The organism is Solwaraspora sp. WMMA2059 (genome assembly GCF_027497315.1).
GTDB lineage: Bacteria > Actinomycetota > Actinomycetes > Mycobacteriales > Micromonosporaceae > Micromonospora_E.
This window is the reverse complement of the sequence record NZ_CP114908.1, coordinates 521564-537393: the sequence shown is the minus strand read 5'-3', so window position 1 is coordinate 537393 and position 15830 is coordinate 521564. Positions and strand designations below refer to the sequence as shown.

Annotated in this window: 21 protein-coding genes; 11 read left to right on the top strand and 10 right to left on the bottom strand. The window is 70.3% G+C overall.

All coding sequences use genetic code 11. The features are described 5' to 3' along the window. The first annotated feature begins 80 nt into the window (after window positions 1-80). The 6 genes from O7553_RS02530 (at window position 81) to O7553_RS02505 (ending at window position 4093) form a co-directional block, all read left to right on the top strand. The gene (locus O7553_RS02530) at window positions 81-935 is read left to right on the top strand and encodes a helix-turn-helix transcriptional regulator (RefSeq protein WP_281553281.1); all 855 of its coding nucleotides are present in this window, start codon (window positions 81-83) and stop codon (window positions 933-935) included. A 25-nt stretch (window positions 936-960) separates the two neighbouring features. Then, window positions 961-1158, top strand: coding sequence for a DUF397 domain-containing protein (locus O7553_RS02525; RefSeq protein WP_281553280.1), 198 nt, complete (start codon window positions 961-963; stop codon window positions 1156-1158). A gap of 31 nt (window positions 1159-1189) precedes the next feature. After that, window positions 1190-1687 (top strand): HAD domain-containing protein, encoded by a 498-nt coding sequence (locus tag O7553_RS02520; RefSeq protein ID WP_281553279.1) that lies wholly within the window; start codon window positions 1190-1192, stop codon window positions 1685-1687. 221 nt (window positions 1688-1908) lie between these two features. After that, a complete protein-coding gene (locus O7553_RS02515; RefSeq protein WP_281555434.1) occupies window positions 1909-2520 on the top strand; it encodes a nucleotidyltransferase domain-containing protein in 612 nt (203 codons plus the stop codon). 80 nt (window positions 2521-2600) lie between these two features. Then, window positions 2601-3497, top strand: a complete 897-nt coding sequence (locus O7553_RS02510) for an ADP-ribosylglycohydrolase family protein (protein WP_281555433.1) — start codon at window positions 2601-2603, stop codon at window positions 3495-3497. 14 nt (window positions 3498-3511) lie between these two features. Beyond that, the gene (locus tag O7553_RS02505) at window positions 3512-4093 is read left to right on the top strand and encodes a hypothetical protein (RefSeq protein ID WP_281553278.1); all 582 of its coding nucleotides are present in this window, start codon (window positions 3512-3514) and stop codon (window positions 4091-4093) included. A gap of 50 nt (window positions 4094-4143) precedes the next feature. Here the strand turns inward: O7553_RS02505 and O7553_RS02500 are convergent, their stop codons facing one another. The 3 genes from O7553_RS02500 to O7553_RS02490 all read right to left on the bottom strand — a co-directional run bounded on the left by O7553_RS02500 (window position 4144) and on the right by O7553_RS02490 (window position 5507). Next, window positions 4144-4536 carry a VOC family protein gene (locus O7553_RS02500; RefSeq protein WP_281553277.1) on the bottom strand — a complete coding sequence of 131 codons (393 nt, stop codon included), beginning with the start codon at window positions 4534-4536 and terminating at the stop codon, window positions 4144-4146. Beyond that, window positions 4533-4817 (bottom strand): metalloregulator ArsR/SmtB family transcription factor, encoded by a 285-nt coding sequence (locus O7553_RS02495; RefSeq protein WP_281553276.1) that lies wholly within the window; start codon window positions 4815-4817, stop codon window positions 4533-4535. Before O7553_RS02495 ends, O7553_RS02500 begins: the two co-directional genes overlap by 4 nt. A 78-nt stretch (window positions 4818-4895) precedes the next feature. Continuing rightward, on the bottom strand, window positions 4896-5507 hold the full coding sequence (locus tag O7553_RS02490; protein WP_281553275.1) for a TIGR03086 family metal-binding protein: 612 nt from the start codon (window positions 5505-5507) through the stop codon (window positions 4896-4898). Window positions 5508-5607: 100 nt separating this feature from the next. On the opposite strand from O7553_RS02490, the gene O7553_RS02485 reads away from it, so the two are divergent. Beyond that, entirely contained in the window at window positions 5608-6201 is a 594-nt protein-coding gene (locus O7553_RS02485; RefSeq protein ID WP_281553274.1) for a TetR/AcrR family transcriptional regulator, read from the top strand. Between the two features lie 120 nt (window positions 6202-6321). On the opposite strand, the gene O7553_RS02480 is transcribed toward O7553_RS02485, so the two are convergent. The 3 genes from O7553_RS02480 to O7553_RS02470 form a co-directional block, all read right to left on the bottom strand. Further along, window positions 6322-7233, bottom strand: coding sequence for an alpha/beta hydrolase (locus O7553_RS02480; protein ID WP_281553273.1), 912 nt, complete (start codon window positions 7231-7233; stop codon window positions 6322-6324). Between the two features lie 135 nt (window positions 7234-7368). Further along, entirely contained in the window at window positions 7369-7833 is a 465-nt protein-coding gene (locus O7553_RS02475) for a hypothetical protein (protein WP_281553272.1), read from the bottom strand. Window positions 7834-7866: 33 nt separating this feature from the next. Further along, a complete protein-coding gene (locus O7553_RS02470; RefSeq protein WP_281553271.1) occupies window positions 7867-8604 on the bottom strand; it encodes a hypothetical protein in 738 nt (245 codons plus the stop codon). 83 nt (window positions 8605-8687) lie between these two features. On the opposite strand from O7553_RS02470, the gene O7553_RS02465 reads away from it, so the two are divergent. Both O7553_RS02465 and O7553_RS02460 read left to right on the top strand, forming a co-directional pair. After that, window positions 8688-9176: a hypothetical protein gene (locus O7553_RS02465; RefSeq protein WP_281553270.1), complete on the top strand. Its 489-nt coding sequence runs from the start codon at window positions 8688-8690 to the stop codon at window positions 9174-9176. A 127-nt stretch (window positions 9177-9303) separates the two neighbouring features. Then, window positions 9304-9918: a hypothetical protein gene (locus O7553_RS02460; protein ID WP_281553269.1), complete on the top strand. Its 615-nt coding sequence runs from the start codon at window positions 9304-9306 to the stop codon at window positions 9916-9918. 149 nt (window positions 9919-10067) lie between these two features. On the opposite strand, the gene O7553_RS02455 is transcribed toward O7553_RS02460, so the two are convergent. After that, entirely contained in the window at window positions 10068-11123 is a 1056-nt protein-coding gene (locus O7553_RS02455; RefSeq protein ID WP_281553268.1) for a hypothetical protein, read from the bottom strand. Window positions 11124-11493: 370 nt separating this feature from the next. Between O7553_RS02455 and O7553_RS02450 the strand changes: the two genes are divergently transcribed. Continuing rightward, window positions 11494-12258, top strand: a complete 765-nt coding sequence (locus O7553_RS02450; RefSeq protein WP_281553267.1) for a hypothetical protein — start codon at window positions 11494-11496, stop codon at window positions 12256-12258. Window positions 12259-12357: 99 nt separating this feature from the next. Here the strand turns inward: O7553_RS02450 and O7553_RS02445 are convergent, their stop codons facing one another. The 3 genes from O7553_RS02445 to O7553_RS02435 are packed head-to-tail and all read right to left on the bottom strand — an operon-like array spanning window position 12358 to window position 14215. Beyond that, complete coding sequence (locus O7553_RS02445; protein WP_281553266.1) at window positions 12358-12723, bottom strand: hypothetical protein; 366 nt, start codon at window positions 12721-12723, stop codon at window positions 12358-12360. 40 nt (window positions 12724-12763) lie between these two features. Further along, window positions 12764-13549 (bottom strand): trans-aconitate 2-methyltransferase, encoded by a 786-nt coding sequence (locus tag O7553_RS02440; protein ID WP_281553265.1) that lies wholly within the window; start codon window positions 13547-13549, stop codon window positions 12764-12766. A 39-nt stretch (window positions 13550-13588) separates the two neighbouring features. Next, window positions 13589-14215, bottom strand: coding sequence for a GNAT family N-acetyltransferase (locus O7553_RS02435; protein ID WP_281553264.1), 627 nt, complete (start codon window positions 14213-14215; stop codon window positions 13589-13591). Window positions 14216-14422: 207 nt separating this feature from the next. On the opposite strand from O7553_RS02435, the gene O7553_RS02430 reads away from it, so the two are divergent. Further along, complete coding sequence (locus O7553_RS02430; protein WP_281553263.1) at window positions 14423-15742, top strand: hypothetical protein; 1320 nt, start codon at window positions 14423-14425, stop codon at window positions 15740-15742. Window positions 15743-15830: the final 88 nt, after the last annotated feature.

Below are 15830 nucleotides of genomic sequence, written 5' to 3'. Positions count from 1 at the left end.
CGTTAGAGAGATCTGTAGTACATACTTCGATCGAACTCACATCGCCGCTGCCAGACCCGGATGCACCCGGAGGTGTTCTCGTGGCACAGGTTCCGAGCCCGACGATCCGCGCTCGCCGGTTACGCCGGGAGCTACGTCGGCTCCGTGACTCGGCCGGTCTGACGGCCGAGGAGGTCGCCCGCCGCTTGGGCTGGCACCGCACCAAGGTCATCCGGCTCGAACACGGCCACTCACGGATAACGCTCAAGGACACCGAGCAAATGCTGGCCCTCTACGAGGCGTCCGATGAGGACCGCGAGTCGTTGACCGCGCTCGCCAAGCAGGCCCGGCAGAAGGGCTGGTGGAGCGCGTACGGCGACGTACTGCCCGACGACTACGTCGGCTTCGAGGCGGAGGCCACCGCGATCAGCGCATTCGAGAGTCTGTACGTGCCGGGACTGTTGCAGACCGAGGAGTACGCCCGCGCCATCATCCACGCCGGCCGCAGCACCGCCGACGCGGACGAGATCGACCGGCGGGTCGCCGCCCGGCTCGCCCGCAAGTCGCTGCTGTCGCGGGACATGCCGCCGAGACTCTGGATCGTCCTCGACGAGGCGGCGATCCGCCGGGTCGTCGGTGGTCCGAAGGTGATGCGCACCCAGCTCACCCGGCTCATTGCTGCCTGCGCCCAGCCGTCGATCGAGCTGCAGATCGTGCCGTTCGGGGCAGGCGCGCACGCCGCCATGGCCGGCCCGTTCACCATCCTCGGCTACGCCGACCCGATCCTCGACCCATCCATCGTCTACATCGAGAACGATGCGAACACCCTGTTGCTGGAGGAGGATGCCCACGTGGCGCGATGTAAGCTCATGTTCGACCACCTCCGCGCCAAGGCCATGGACCCGGACGAGTCCGGCAGGTCCCTGGCTCGGGCGGCAGAGGAGCTTCCCGACTGACCCGACCGGCCAGAGGAGACGCGGGATGACCGCACCAGACATGTCCCGCGCTCACTGGCGCAAAAGCAGCCGCAGCAGCGCCAGCGGCTCGAACTGCGTCGAGGTGGCCACGCTGGCCGGCGGTTCGATCGGCGTACGCGACTCCAAGGACCCGCACGGCCCGACGCTCCTCTTCCCCACCGGCGCATGGACGGCGTTCCTCACCACAGTGTCCGGCTGCTGACCCGACCGGTCCGCCTTCCGCTACGACACCCGTGCCCGCCGACCGCCCGTACGTCTTCCTCGACGTCGACGGAGTGCTGATTCCCCTCGCCGCTCGCGCGACCAGCCGGTCACCTTCGCCCCACCGTGCGGCTCATCTTGACTCGATCGGCAATCCGCTGCTGGCGCGGGTCGATCCGGAGGACGGCCGCCGGCTGCTGGCACTCGATTGCCAACTCGTCTGGGCGACCACCTGGATTGACGAGGCGAACGAGGTCGTCGCACCACTGCTCGGCCTGCCGGAACTGCCGGTCGTTGCATGGCCGGACTCCGACGACGAGCCCCCGCGCGGCATGCACTGGAAGACGCCGTTCCTCACCAGCTGGGCGGCCGGACACGCCTTCGTCTGGCTCGACGACGAGATCACCGACCTGGACCGACACTGGGTGTCCGCGCACCACCCAGGCAAGGCCCTGCTGCACCGCGTCGACCCGCATCTCGGCCTCACCGACGCCGACTTATCCACCGTCGGCCAGTGGCTCGCGGCCTGACTGCAGCAGTGCCGCGTCGATGTGAGGCTGAAACACGCTACGAGCGCGTCGTGAGGTATCTCAGCCTCACATCGATGAAGCGCTCCAGCCCTCGCCATGATCACTTAATGCTCTGCTGGGAGAATGTCGGCGTGTCGCCCAGCAGAGCGTCAAGTGATCATGGCGAGCCACAGTACGCCGAACGCCGTGCCGCCTGGGCGAACGCGGTCACCTCGCCGGAGCTGTTCACCGTCGCTGCTGTCCTCGTTGGCCGGGTCGTCGGCTGCGCGGCGACCCGGGCGTTCTGGCAGCTGGACAAGCCGCCCACCCATCTCGACGGGCCGGCACCGGAGCAGTTCTCCTGGGAGTTCGAACGGTTCTGCACCCTGGCGCTGCAGGGCAACCCGACCGTCCTGGAGGTGCTCTGGTCCCCGCTGGTCGAGACGTTGCGCGAGGATGGCGAGGAGTTGCTGGCCACCCGGCAGGCGTTCCTGTCGACCCGGCTGGCCCAGACGTACGGCGGCTACGCCCGCGACCAGCTCGACCGGGTGACGGCCCGCCGCGAACGCACCGGCGAGACCAACCACAAGCAGACCATGCACATGATCCGGCTGCTGACCGCCGGCGCGCACGTACTGCGCACGGGGCAGGTCCTGGTCGACGTGGGACCGTTGCGGGACCGGCTGCTCGCCCTCCGGCGCGGCGAGCTGCCGTGGGCGGCGGTCACCCGCTGGGCGGCGGACCTGCTGGCCGAGCTCGACAACGCGGCGGCACGCACCGCACTGCCGGAACAACCCGACCGGGCCGCCGTCGACCGGCTGCTCATCGCCGTACGGGAAAGGAACCTGGGTTGACTGTCGACGTGCCGCCACGGGCGCAGGATGACAGCCAGGGCTACCGGGCCGCCGCCGCAACTGGCAGAGTCTGCGTCAACATGACGTCGCTCGACCTCTGCTCCGACAGTCTGGACGGGCTTTCCGTCGGTGATGCCCTCGGCGCCCAGTTCTTCGTCCCCGGCACCAGCCTTGCCGCGTTGCTCGACGGGGACCCACCGGCCGGGCCGTGGCCCTGGACCGACGACACCGAGATGGCCTGCTCGATCGTCGCCGAGCTGCGGGAGCACGACGGCATCGACCAGGACCGTCTGGCGGCCCGGTTCGCCGAGCACTTCGAGCCGTACCGTGGCTATGGTGCCGGCGCGGTGGTCCTGCTGCGCCAGGTACGCCAGGGCGTCGCCTGGCGGGACGCGGCCGGCGCGGCGTTCGACGGCCAGGGATCGATGGGCAACGGCGCGGCGATGCGGGTCGCCCCGCTCGGCGCGTTCCACGCCGGCGACAACCGTACCGCCGCTTTGCAGGCCTGGCGGTCGGCGGAGGTCACCCACGCCCACCCGGAAGCCATCATGGGCGCGGTGGCGGTCGCCGTCGCGGCGGCCGAAGCCGGCTGGTCCCGACTGAACCGGTCCCGGCCCGAACCGGCCGAGCTGCTCGACGTGGTGCTGGCCCACCTGATCGACGGCCGACTGCGGGCAGGGATCGTCCGGGCCAGACGGTTGCTGGGGGTCAGCGTCGCCGAGGCGGCGTACGAGTTGGGCAACGGGTCGCAGGTGCTGGCCTTCGACACCGTTCCGTTCGCGCTGTGGGTCGCCGCGACCCGGCTCGACGACTACCCGGCGGCGATCCACGCCTGCGTCGAGGCCGGCGGTGACGTCGACACGACCGCGGCGATCGTCGGCGGCGTCGTGGCCGCGTACACCGGCTCCGGACCCGGCGGAATTCCGGCGCGGTGGCTGGCCCGCCGCGAACCACTTCCCGACCACGTACGCCGATGACGTCCCTGCCTGCCATGCAGCGATCAGCGGATCCGGCTGACACGGCGGTCAACAACATCGTCCTCGTCACCGGCGAGGAGGGCGCCGGAAAGTCGACGATCCTGCGTGCGCTGCTCCCCTGCACGACTGACGGCACGCGGGTCGACGCCGAGGACATCGGGCAGACCAACCCGTGCCCGATGGACGACGGGTTCTTCGATCTGCTCCGCCGCAACATCGCAGCTCTGGTGACAAACTTCTGGGCTGCCGGCTATGTCAATGTCCTCACCGGCAGCTTCCTGCGCGACTACGACGACTATCGGGCGTTCCAGCAACTCCTGCCGCCTCAGACGGCGGTGTTCCTGGTCGAGTTGCTGGTCGACCGAGCCGTACGCGACCAGCGCCGGCTCACCCGGGCGAAGCGGACGACACAGCGATGGCGTGACCGGGTCGATCTGATCCCGGAAGATCGGACCATCCGCGAGGCTCTCGATGCCGACTACCGCTACATCGGCATCGACACGACAACATCGGACGTTGCCGAGACTGTACGGCGGATCATGGATGAAATCCCGGAGATCTACGTCCCGCCGATGCGGTGTCGACCGGCTCAGTAGTGGTCGGACCGAACCAGAACCTGGCTACCTCATCGCGTCGAGATCAGGGGTCAGGCTGGGCTGACCAGTTGGATGAGGTTGCCGCAGGTGTCGTCGAGTACCGCGCCGACGAACGGGCCCATCGGCGTGGGGGTCTGGATGAAGGTGACCCCGTCGGCCTGCAGCACCCGGTAGGCCTCCTCGACGTCGTCCACGGCGAACGATGCCGCCGGGATTCCCTGCTCGGCGAGCGACTGCTTGTACGCCTGGGCGGCCGGGTTCTCGTCGGGCTCCAGCAGCAGTTCGACGCCGTCCGGGGCGTCGGCACCGACCACGGTGAGCCACCGGTGTTCCCCGACCGGGAAGTCGGTCTTGGGGACGAAGCCGAGCTTGTCGGTGTAGAAGGCGAGCGCCTTGGCCTGATCGTCGACGAAGACGCTGGTCACGTAGATGCGGGCTTTCATGTCTTCTCCTCATCGCTGAGTGGCCACCGCTCGATGATCGAGCGCAGCGGCCGGGTGTCGAGGTAGTGGAGTTTGGTGCGACCGACCCGTTCGGAGCGGACGAGTCCGGCCTCCTCCAGCACGGCCAGGTGCTGCGAGATCGCCTGCCGGGTGGAGGTGGTGCCGTGTTCGGTGAGCAGGCGGGTGCAGATTTCGAACAGGCTCATCCCGCCCTTGCGGGCGAGCTCGTCCATGATCCGCCGCCGGGTCGGGTCTGCGAGTGCCCGGTAGAGAACCGCCACCCGTCCCACAATAGGCAAGTCTGCACTTGCATATCAAGTCCTACCGGCGGGAACCGGCGTCGTCGTATCGTCAGGCGGCTACCGCGCCTGGTTCCACGCCGACGCGTCGCGGCCCAGCAGGGCGAGCAACTCGGTCTGGCGGTCCGTGGTGGGCCCGACATCCGGCATCGCCGCGAAGTATCTCGCCGGCAGGGAGCCCGCCACCGGCGCGAGATACGCGTGGGCGGCTTCGACCAACACCGGATCGAGGGTCGCGTCGAGGCCGATCGCCTGGGCCAGATCCCAGCTGTGCACCAGGTTGTCGTTGAAGCACAGGCCGGCCAGCCGCCAGCCCCGCATGTCGCCGGCCGGATGGTGGACGACGGTGTCGAGCACCCCGGGGCGGGAGAACGCCTCGACGGCGACGTCGACCGAGTGGCGTACCACCGTGAGCGGATCGTCGGCCAGCACGTCGAAGTCCGGTCGGGCGATGTCGAGCCTGCCGAGTTCGGCCAGGGGGAGGCCGTCGAGCACCGGGGCCACCGCGAGGTTGCCACGGACCACGTGATCGACCAGCGCGCGTACGTCCCACTCGGAGCACGGCGTCGGGGCGCTCCACTGGTCGGTGCCGATCTGTGCGGCGAGGTCGCAGAAGTGCCGGCTGGCCTGCTCATAGAACCTGACGAAATCGGTGGCGATGTCACACCTCACATACCGCTGATCTGGACCGGACTCCACATCCGCTTCCTTTACCGTCCGGTCAAGTTTATCTACTCTGTTGACCATACGGTCAAGAAGGCAGGTTCACCTGATGGCACGGGACACCCGGGAGCGCCTGCTGCGCACGGCACGGGACCTCGTGCACGGAACGTCGCTGGCCGAGGTGAGCATCGAGGACATCTGCACGGGGGCCGGCGTCCACCGGGGCAGCCTCTACCACTTCTTCCCATCGAAGGAGGCGCTCGGCCTGGCGGTGCTCGATCTCAACTGGTCGATGGTGCGAGCCGTGCTGGACGAGGCGTTTCAGGCCGAGGTCGAGCCACTCGCCCGCATCGACCGCTCCATCGACGGGTTCGCCCGAATGCTCGGGTTGCTGCGCGACAAAATAGGCGCGACGCCCGGCTGCCCACTGGGCGACCTGACGGCCGAGTTGTCCACCCAGCCGGGCCCGGGCCGCGACCGCTCGCAGGACGTCCTGCGAGCCTGGGCCAGCTACTTCGCCGACGCCATCCGGGAGGCTCAGACCTGCGGTCAACTGGCCCGGACCACCGACCCGGAGGCGGCGGCGCTGCGCGTCCTGGCCTACCTGCAGGGATTGGCGCTGCTGGCGAAGGTCTACGACGATCCGACCCTCGTGGCCACCGCCCGCACCGCCGTCCGGGCCCTCATCGACCAGACCGACTGACCGCACGTCGACGGCGACCTGCACCGGGCCATGACCCCGAAACCCAACTCGGCCTACCTGCTGAGCCCTACCGGCCGCCGCAGCCCGGCCGCAGCGGGGTGCTACTGGCCATCGTCGCGGTCAGCGGACTCTGCTGCTACGGTGACCGCCGCCCGGGACACGTGCATCCTCACCGGCCAGGAACCGTTGCACGGACCCGGTGTACCCGACGGGGATGTGCCCGGTGTCGGGCAGCAGGACGACGGTCGCTTGCGGCAGCAGTCGTCGCACCCGGCGGGCGGTCTGCCGGGAGTCCAGCAGCCGGTCCTTGGCGCCGGCGACGACCAGCAACGGCACGGTGAGTCGGCGCAGTCGGTCGTCGCTGAAGACCGGTAGCCGGTCGCGTCGTCGCCGGTAGCTCCGCTGGATGAGCAGCAGGAAGGCTGCCAGCTCGGCCGATTCGGGCATCCCCGTGACGTCGGACGCCGCCGGGGGCGGGCCGAGCACGAGTCGGACAGCAGCACGCCGACCCCACGCCCCGAACGGCAGGAGGAAGAGCGACCCGATGACCGCGCCGTCCTTCTGGCGGCCGATGCCGCCCGGAACGAGCAACGCGAGCCGGGTGATCCGCTCCGGCCGGCGCTGCGCGTAGTCGAGCGCCAGCCACCCGCCCAGCGAGGCGCCGACGAACGCCGCCCGACCGATGTCGAACGCGGCCAGCACGTCGTCGAGCCAATCGGCGTAGCAGCCGGAGGTGAGCGAAGGCCGCGACGGTGCGCTGAACCCGGGTTCGCCGATGACGTCGACGGCGTACACCCGGTGGGTCTGTGCCCAGACCGCGACGTCGCCGGTCCACGCCGCCGAGTTGAAGCTGCCGCCGTGCAGCAGGAAAACCGGCGGGGCGTCCCGGGGACCGCAGACGATCGCGAACGTGTCGCCGTGCCGGGTGGGCACCGTCGACTCCGTCGCCGGCACCGGCCAGCGCCGCAGAAGCGCCCGGTACCGCTGCTCGACCGCGCGGCGCGCATCCTCGGACCGGTAGATCGAAGTCATCACCGACCTCGCTGACGGAGACCGACATACGTCAGGAGAACCATGGCGCCAAGCTACCTCAAACTTCCCTATGCAACAACAGTACAAGGAAGGATAGGGAGTTCAGGACGGCGCTGACCTGGCCGGTCTAAGCACTCACCAGGCAGCAGCCGACGACGAACAGGACCGTCCCGAGGAGCAGCAGCGGCAGCGGCAGCGGCAGCCAGAGTCGCCGGGGCAGCTCGATCGCCCGAGCCACGTGCTCGCGGATCTGCCCGGAATCGGCTCGGTCCCACCCGACGTGGTGTACAGCTCGAACGAGCCGACGCCCTCGTTGGAACCGATGATGTCCTGCCGGGCGACGACGACCCGGTACCAGACACAGTCGATGCCCGGCAGCGGTGCCTGCACCAGCCCGTCGGACCCGGCAACCGTACGTCCGACCACGGCCACCCGCTCCACCGCCGCCACCGCCGACCCGCCGTCCTCGGCGGCCAGCCGCGGTGTACTGGAGACGAGCTCCGCCAGCCTGCGCAGCCTCAGTATCCGGTCGCCCAGATAGAAGGACACCATCAGCGTCACCACGCTGGCCGCGAGGACGGCAAAGACGATGATCTCCACGGGCACCGCTCCGTTGACTCGGTCGTCCGCCGGTCAGGCACCTGCCGGTGCCGGGTCGTCGGTCCCCGTCGTCGACAGCGCGGCGGCGAGTTCGATGGTGGCGGTCAGTCGTTCGCTGATCGCCGGTAGCCGTGGCCAGCCGTACAGGACGACGCGCATCGCCCGGCCGTCCAGCCGGATTGGCTCATGGTCCAGCCCGCCCAGCTCGTGCAGTCGATGCAGGGCGCGACGCACCGGGCCGGTCGACAGCCGACGGAGAGCGTCGGGATCGGCGTGCGACACGATCTTGAAGGTCTGAGCGAACCGAGCGTCCTCGTCGGTCTCCTGACCGGTCGGCCCTGGCCGAAGCAACGAGAAAATCTTGAACCGGCGGCGGATCTCCATGGCCGGTACCGGGACGGCCGGGCCGACCAGCAGCACCGTGTAGCGCAACGTCCCGTCGTTGTCATCGTGCACGCACCAGATCAGGGCTGCTTGATGGCCCGCCTGCTGGCTGGCGAGCAAACAGCAGCGTTTCTCGTCCGGCACGACCGTGCCGAGGCCCCACCGGGTCAGCTCCGGCGCGGGCTCCGACTCGACCCATCCGGTCCGGGCGGCCTCCGGTAGCAGATCGGCCCGCAACTGCTGGACAAGCTGGGCGTCGCGCGACTGCTCGCCACGTACGAGCGGCCAGATCAGCCCCAACACCACGAGGCCCCCACCGGCGGCGATCGCGACGACCCACCCGAACGCCACCCACCCCGACATCACTTCTTCGGCTGCACGGACCATTGGCGCCGACCCACCTTCGCACCGGTGACCGCTCTGCGCTCACAGTGACGCATCGATACAACAGCGCATGCCAGGATGTGGCCATGTCGTACCCCCCTCACCACCCCGGCTACCCGCCGATGCCCGGTGCCGTGTCCCTCCTGGTCGCCTACCCGCAGCCGATCGCGCCGCCGCTGGGCTGCGCGGTGCTGGTCGTTTCGGTCAACCGGGGACCGTACCTGGTACCGGCGACGGCGGCGGGCAGGTTCAAGGTCGACGGCCGCGACGTCCCGATCCCCCACGAGGGCACCTGGCACGTGGCGGTGCCGGCCGGGCAGCACGACGTCCGGTACACCGACTTCATGGGCGTGCCGGTGATCACCACGACGGTCGTCGCGCACCCCGGCGCGGCGCATCCGTTGTCGTTCCGGTTCGGCGGCTGGCGCAACCGCGTCCACGACGGGTACGGCACCGACGTGACGAAGTTCGGGATGTGGTCGAACTACCTGATCGCGTTGGTCGCGCTCGTCGTGATCGGGGTGCTGTGCTGCGGCGGCTTCGGGATCGTCGGCGCACTGTCGGGAGCTCCCTGACCGCCGGGAGGCTACGCGGCCGCTGGGCTACGGCCACTGGGCTACGGCCGCTGGCCAGGGAACCGAATTCGCTGCGTACGCGTCCAATCGCTGTCCGATCCGACGCCCCTCACCCAAGGAGGTGGCCATGCAGCACCATCGGAGGTACACCGGAAGGCTCGCTCTCGTCCCGCTCGTCGTGGCGCTCGCCGCCGCTGGCTGCGCGGGCCCCGGCGCAGGTAGCTCGCCCGGCCCGGATGACACTGTCGGTCCGGTCGGGCCGGCCAGCTCCGGACCGGTTCCCGAGGAGCGGGCGACCATCAATCCTGCTCCGACCACCGGCACCGACCCGCTCGGCTGCGGGCAACCGTTCGAGACGCCGGGTGACGACGTACTGACCGTCGATGGGCGGTTCCCGTCGACGGCGTCCGGCACCGACCGTGCCGTCACCGGCACCGTCGAGGTGACCAGTCGACGCGCCATCCGTGGCGTGGTCGGCCCGCGGGCCGAGGTTTTCCTGGTCCGGCAGGGCAGGGTGGCGGCGGTGCCGGCGGCGCAGGACCTGATCGGTGTCCAGTGGGATCTGGCGGCCGGCGACGTCGAGCAGCTGCCCGGCGACGTACCGCTGGTTTCCTGCGAACCGGCCGGCGGACCGGTTCCGACCGGCGCCTACGAGCTGTACGCGCGGGTGGTGATCGTCCCGCACGGCGGCACGGACCGGCTGGTGTCCTTCGGTGGCCCGTGGCCGATCCGGGTCACCTGAGGTACGCAGGACCTGAGGTACGGGTCGCGACGCCGACCGGGGTACGGACCGGGCCGGGGACCGCTGGATGGTCCCCGGCCCTCCGCTCGTCGGTGCGGGTTCCAGCCGGCAGGTTAACGCCGGCTGGACTATCTGCCGGCAGCTGGAGCTCAGCCGGTGACGATGCTGACGCCGTACGCGGCCGCGACGTCGATGTAGCGCTCCGCATAGCTGGTGACACCGTTGCCGGCGATCACGTTGCCCCTGATCCAGGCACCACCCGAGGTGTCCTTCACGTAGAACGGGCTGCCCGAGTCGCCGCCTGCCGGCTGGGTGCCGCCGTTGAAGACGATGACCGGCGACTTGCAGCCGGTCGAGGTGCACACCTGGCCGGTGATGCTGGTCGCGGTGTGTCCGCAGTGCTCGCCGGTGGTGCGGCCGCTGTGGCAGTAGTCGGAGAAGCCGACGTACGCGGTGCCGGCCGCCACCACCGGGGCGCTGGAGGTGCTGGTCACTCCGCCGGTGAAGATCCGACCCGAGTAGGAGCGGCCGCCGACCAGCTCCATGTCCTGGGCGTGGCCGCTCACCGTGGGCAGCCGCCGGTTCGACACCACACCGTACGCGTTGGCACCCGACTCGGTGAGCACGTTGATGCCGTTGGCGAAGCAGTGTCCGGCGGTGACCGAGAAGCGGGTGCCGGCACCGTTGCGCACCGCGTACCCGGCCGAGCACCAGGCCGCCCCCGCGGTCTGGGTGATGCCGCCACCGCCCCAGTACGGCTGGATGTCGTCACGGCGATGCCAGAAGTCGCTGATGGTGGACCGGCTCACCTGCAGTTCGCTGGCCGCCCGCAGGTGTGCCGCCGAGGTGCCGGCCGGCTTGATCAGCGCGGCCACCAGGTCGGCGGGCGCGTCGGTGTCGACGACGATCTTGCCGGTGGTGGCGTCGAGGTAGCTGCCGAACGTGTACTTGGTGCCGTGGGTGGCGACGTAGTCGGCGATCCGGCGTTGAATCGTCTCCAACATCGCCGACGCGGCGGCCGACGCGGCGACCGTGGCGCGGCCGGTGCGGTCCGGGGCCAGCCGGTCGTCGAGCCGGGTGACAGCCGAGCCCGTGGTCGCCTTGCTGCCGTCCGGCGCGGCATGCGCCGCGCTGGCGCCGAGCATGGTCAGCGCGACGGCTGCCGCCGCGACGGTGCCGGCGAGCGCTCTCTTCCTCACGTACATGATTCCTCCGTCTACATTTGCGGCCGGTTGCCGCAGCTTCTCGAATAAGAGTCGAGGAACCACAAGATCGATAGCTTTATGTCGATATTGAGACAGTCCGGCGGAGCCGCAGAAGCAAACATGACGAATCATTCTTATTCGCGACCGCGACCGCGACCGCGACCGCAGGGCACAATCCTGTTCCTGCTCGCTACGTGAAGAAATCTGTCACACCGCGATCGGAAACGCGCCATTCACCGTCCGGCACTGCGGCGTACTGGCCCGATCCGGGCGACGGGCCGGGCCGCCGGCACCGCCGGTAGGGTGGCCTGACCCGCGCGGCATCCACGCGACCGACAGCATCCCGCGCAACCAGCGACTGGAGGACGAGTTGGCGCGACCGTCGGACCCTGCGGCCGGCCCACCGCCGGTGGACATCGAGCAGCTGTTTCCCGAGCTGAGGGAGTACGCGGCCACCGCCACCCGGCTGCACCCCCGCCCCGGGCGGCCGGGCCCGCTCGACAGCTCGATCGGCGGTCCGCTGCGCTGGCCGGCCGACGAGTCCTGGCCGCACTGCACCGGCCGGGAGCACTACGTCGACCGGCTGCTGACCCCGGACCTGCTGCAGGTGCTGTGGTGCCCGTTGGACCATCCCGACAACGGGTACAGCCCGTGGGTGGAGCTCCGCTGGCGGCGGACCGCCGAGCTCGGCGAACAGCTGGCAACTGCGCCGGAGCCGGTGGTGGTCAACGAGAACTACCTGCCGACGCCGTGCCTGGTGCGTCCGGAACAGGTCCGCGAGTACCAGTACGTCGGACTACTTCCGGAGAATCTCAAGAAGCGGCTGTACGCCTGGGAAAAGCAGTCCGGGCACAGTTATCAGGCCGACTTGTCGCTCGCACCGGGCTGGAAGGTCGGCGGTTTCGCCAACTGGTCACTTTCCGACTGGCACCCGGTCGACTGCACCGAGTGTGGGGCGGCAATGACGTTGCTGCTCACCGCGAGCTCCGGCGAACAAAATGGCAGCGCCCGCTGGCGGTCCGCCGACGATCCGGACGGCAACCCGGTTGACGTACTGATCGGTCGGGGTTACTCCCTGCACGTCTTCGCCTGCCCGACCTCACCGACGCACCCGCCGGCCACCGTGATGCAGTGAAGCGGTCGCCCGGAGCGCGACCTCGGGCGCAGCTGTCGCCTTGTCCTGCTACCTGCCGGTAAGAATCGTCGAGCGTCGGACGCCGATCCGGCCGCACCTTCAGCACCCCGACGGCAGGTCCACCCCGTCCGGGGCACGCATCCGCCAGGCGTCGGTGACCAGCTCGGCGAGCCGGTCGACGTCGACCCGCGCCAGCCGGAGCATCACCAGCGGCAGTCCGTCGTAGCCGGGTGTGGTGAAGAACAGGTTGGGCTCGCCGAGCAGCAACGCCTGCTTCTCCGCCTCGTCGCCGACGTACAGCACGGCGACGTCGGTCCGGATCACCCGGGGCTTGCCGGGCCGACGCTCCGGATAGGACCAGACGAAGCCCTTGCCTGCGACCCGGAAGTCGAAGCCGTCGCTGTCGATCTCGACGACCTGCGGCAGAGCCGACGCCAGCCGGCGGACGTCGTCGGCGTCAGCCATCGGGGTACCCGTACCGCACCGCACTGCGCACACCCACAGGTTAGCCAGCCGGCTTCGTCGCCACCACGAACACCCGTCGGAACGGGAACGCGACCAGCCCGTCCCGGGCCGGGTACCGGTCGGTCAACTCCTCGCCGAGCCGTCGACGGAACGCGGCCCACCCCGCGTCGTCGAGGGCGGCCCGGACCGGCCGGGCGGCGGTCCCCTCGACCCAGGCCAGCACCGGATGCGCCGCCGGATCGGCGTCCCCGGCCGGCAGCAGATGCAGGTACGTGGTCTCCCAGGCGTCGACCGTACAGCCGGCCCGCAGCAGTCGGGTCGCGTAGCCGGCCGGGTCGAGCACCGCGTCGCCGCCGCGGATGTCCGGCAGCCGCCCCCGCCAGGACGGATCCGCCGCGACCGTACGGATCGCCTGGTGCGACGGTGCGTCGAAGTTTCCCGGCACCTGGAAGGCCAGCACCGCACCGGGTCGCAGCCGGGCCGCCCACCGGTCGAGCAGGGCGGGGTGACCGGGCACCCATTGCAGTACGGCGTTGCAGATCACCACGTCGACGTCCGGGCCGGGTTCCCAGTCGGCCACGTCGCCGACGTCGAACCGGACCGGTGACCCGAGCGCCCGAGCAGCGGTGATCATCTCGGTCGACGAGTCGATCCCGGTCACGACGGCTTCCGGCCAGCGGTCCGCAAGGTGGACGGTGAGGGTGCCCGGCCCGCAACCGAGGTCGACGACCACTGCCGGGTCGGCGGCGGCGACCCTGGCCAGCAGGTCGACGAACGGGCGGGAGCGTTGATCAGCGAAGCGCAGGTAGGCGGCCGGATCCCACATCACTGTCTCCTCCCGGCCGGGTCCGGGGTCCGACCGTCGTCACGGTAGGGCCGGCGTCCGACCGTCACGGTACGCCGCCCACTCGTCGGCGAGCATCGCGAAGTCGAGTTCCGTACTCCATTCGCCTTTGAACAGTTCGTTGCGCACCAGCCGGGCCTCCTGACGCATCCCGAGGCGTCGGGCCAGCCGGGCCGACGCCTCGTTGCGCTCGTCGACCCGGGCCACGATCCGGTGCAGGCCGAGTTGGTCGAAGCCGAGACCGAGCAGCGCCCGTGCCGCCTCGGTGGCGTAGCCCCGGCCGGCGGCGTCCGGGTGTACGACGTACCCGATCTCGCCGCCGCGATGGAACCGGCTGCGCCAGAAGAGCACGACGTCCCCGACCAGCCGGCCGGTCGCTGCCACCTCGACACCGAGGGTGAGGGCCTGACCTTCGTCGCTGAGGCCGGTGTTCGCCCACTGGGCGGCGAGCCGCTGGACGATGACGTCGCGGGTCATCGGCTCGAACGGCACGTACCGACAGACGGTCGGCAGGCTGCGGTAGGCGAACAGCGCCTCGACGTCGTCGCCGGTCAGCGGACGCAGCAGCAGCCGCTCGGTGCGGACCGGATAGTCGGGATGCAGGGCAGGATGTTCGGGATGCAGGGCGGACGGCTGCACGGTCGGCACGCCGCCCATCCTGCCACCACGCCCACCGTCGATCGCCTGCCACCACACCCGCCGCCATCCGATGTGCTGGGCCGTCCGCCAGTCAGGCCAGCCGGTCGACAGAGGTGAGATCCAGCTCACACCGACACCCAAAGCCGGGCCCGTTACCCGGTCCGTCTTGCCGGTTGTGAACGACAACAGGAACGACGACAGGAACGGTGCGACGACGTGACGGGTCGGATTCTCTTCGTGGAACTGCGCCGTACCGCGGTGGTGTGGTTCGGTGTCGGGCTGGCGTTCGCGGCGGCCTCGTTGGCCGTCGACGGGGAACGCTGGGACGGGTACTGGATGGCGGGGGTGCTGGCCCATCACAACACGCTGGAACTGATCTGGCCGCTCGCGCTCTCGGTCGGCGCCTGGCACGGGCGCCGGGAGCACGCCAGCAGGATGACCGAGCTGATCGCGACGAGTGCCCGACCAGGCCTGACCCGGGTGGCGCCCCGGGCGGTCGCGCTCGTCGGCTGCCTCGCTGGCGGATTCACCTGCGGAGTGCTCGAGGTGCTGGCCCTCGCGGTGCTGACCGCAGACCATCAGCCGGCCGGCTGGGTCTGGCCGGTGCTGCTCGGCGCGGCGAGCGTCGCGGCGGCCGGTCTGCTCGGCCTCGGCCTGGGTCGGCTGCTGCCGTCCCGGCTGACCGCCCCGCTGCTCGCCGTGGGTGCGCTCGCCGCCGTCATCGCGCTGCAGTTGCTCGCCAACAGCGGCGACAACCGGGCGTTGCTGCTCAGCCCGGCATCCCTCGGGCCGGTTGACCGTTACTCCACGATCGACGACCGAGCCGTCGCGGGCATGATGGTGTGGTACGTCGCCCTGGCGGCGACCGGGTGGGCGTTGTACGCCGCCGCCGCTGGCCGGTCGCGGCTGCTCGCCGTGCTGCCGGGCGTCGCCGGGCTGCTCGTCGCCCTGATCGTGCTGCCACCGGTCAATGAGGCTGCGCACCCCGACCTGCGCGCCACCGAACTGGTCTGTGCCGACGGGACACCCCGGGTCTGCGTCAGCCGGGTCGACGCCTCGGCCCTGCCGGAGCTGGTCGGGCCGGCCCGGCGGGCGTTGGCTCTGCTGGCCAGGCTGCCCGACCCGCCAACTGCCGTCGTGCAGCAGGTCGGCCCGCACGGCGCCACGATCTCGGAGCGCCGGAAGACGGCCAATTTCCATCTGCTCATCTACGGCGACGGGACGATCGCCACCGGGCTGCCCACGCTCGAAGCCGAGATCCTCGACGGCGCCGGGACCGTCGCGTGCGGCGCCGCTCTCGACGACGTCGAGGGCTGGGAGCCGATCCAGGCGGCCCGGGCGGCGGCCGGCCTCTGGCTGGCGGGCCGGGACGCGGCACCGGACGAGTTCTGGAATCCCGTACAGGGCATGGTCGAGGGGGCGCTGGCCACGTTGCGGTCGCTGCCGGCGGACGAACAGTTGGCCCGGGTCGCCGCACTTCGGGAGGCCGCGCTGAACTGTCGACCCGACCTCTACGAGGTGCTGACCGCCACCTGACGCGTCTGGATGGTAGACCCCGTTCCGGATCGTGAGGGGTTGACGGCGGGGAGTCATCGACATCAACATGTTCGCCATTGGCGTTCAG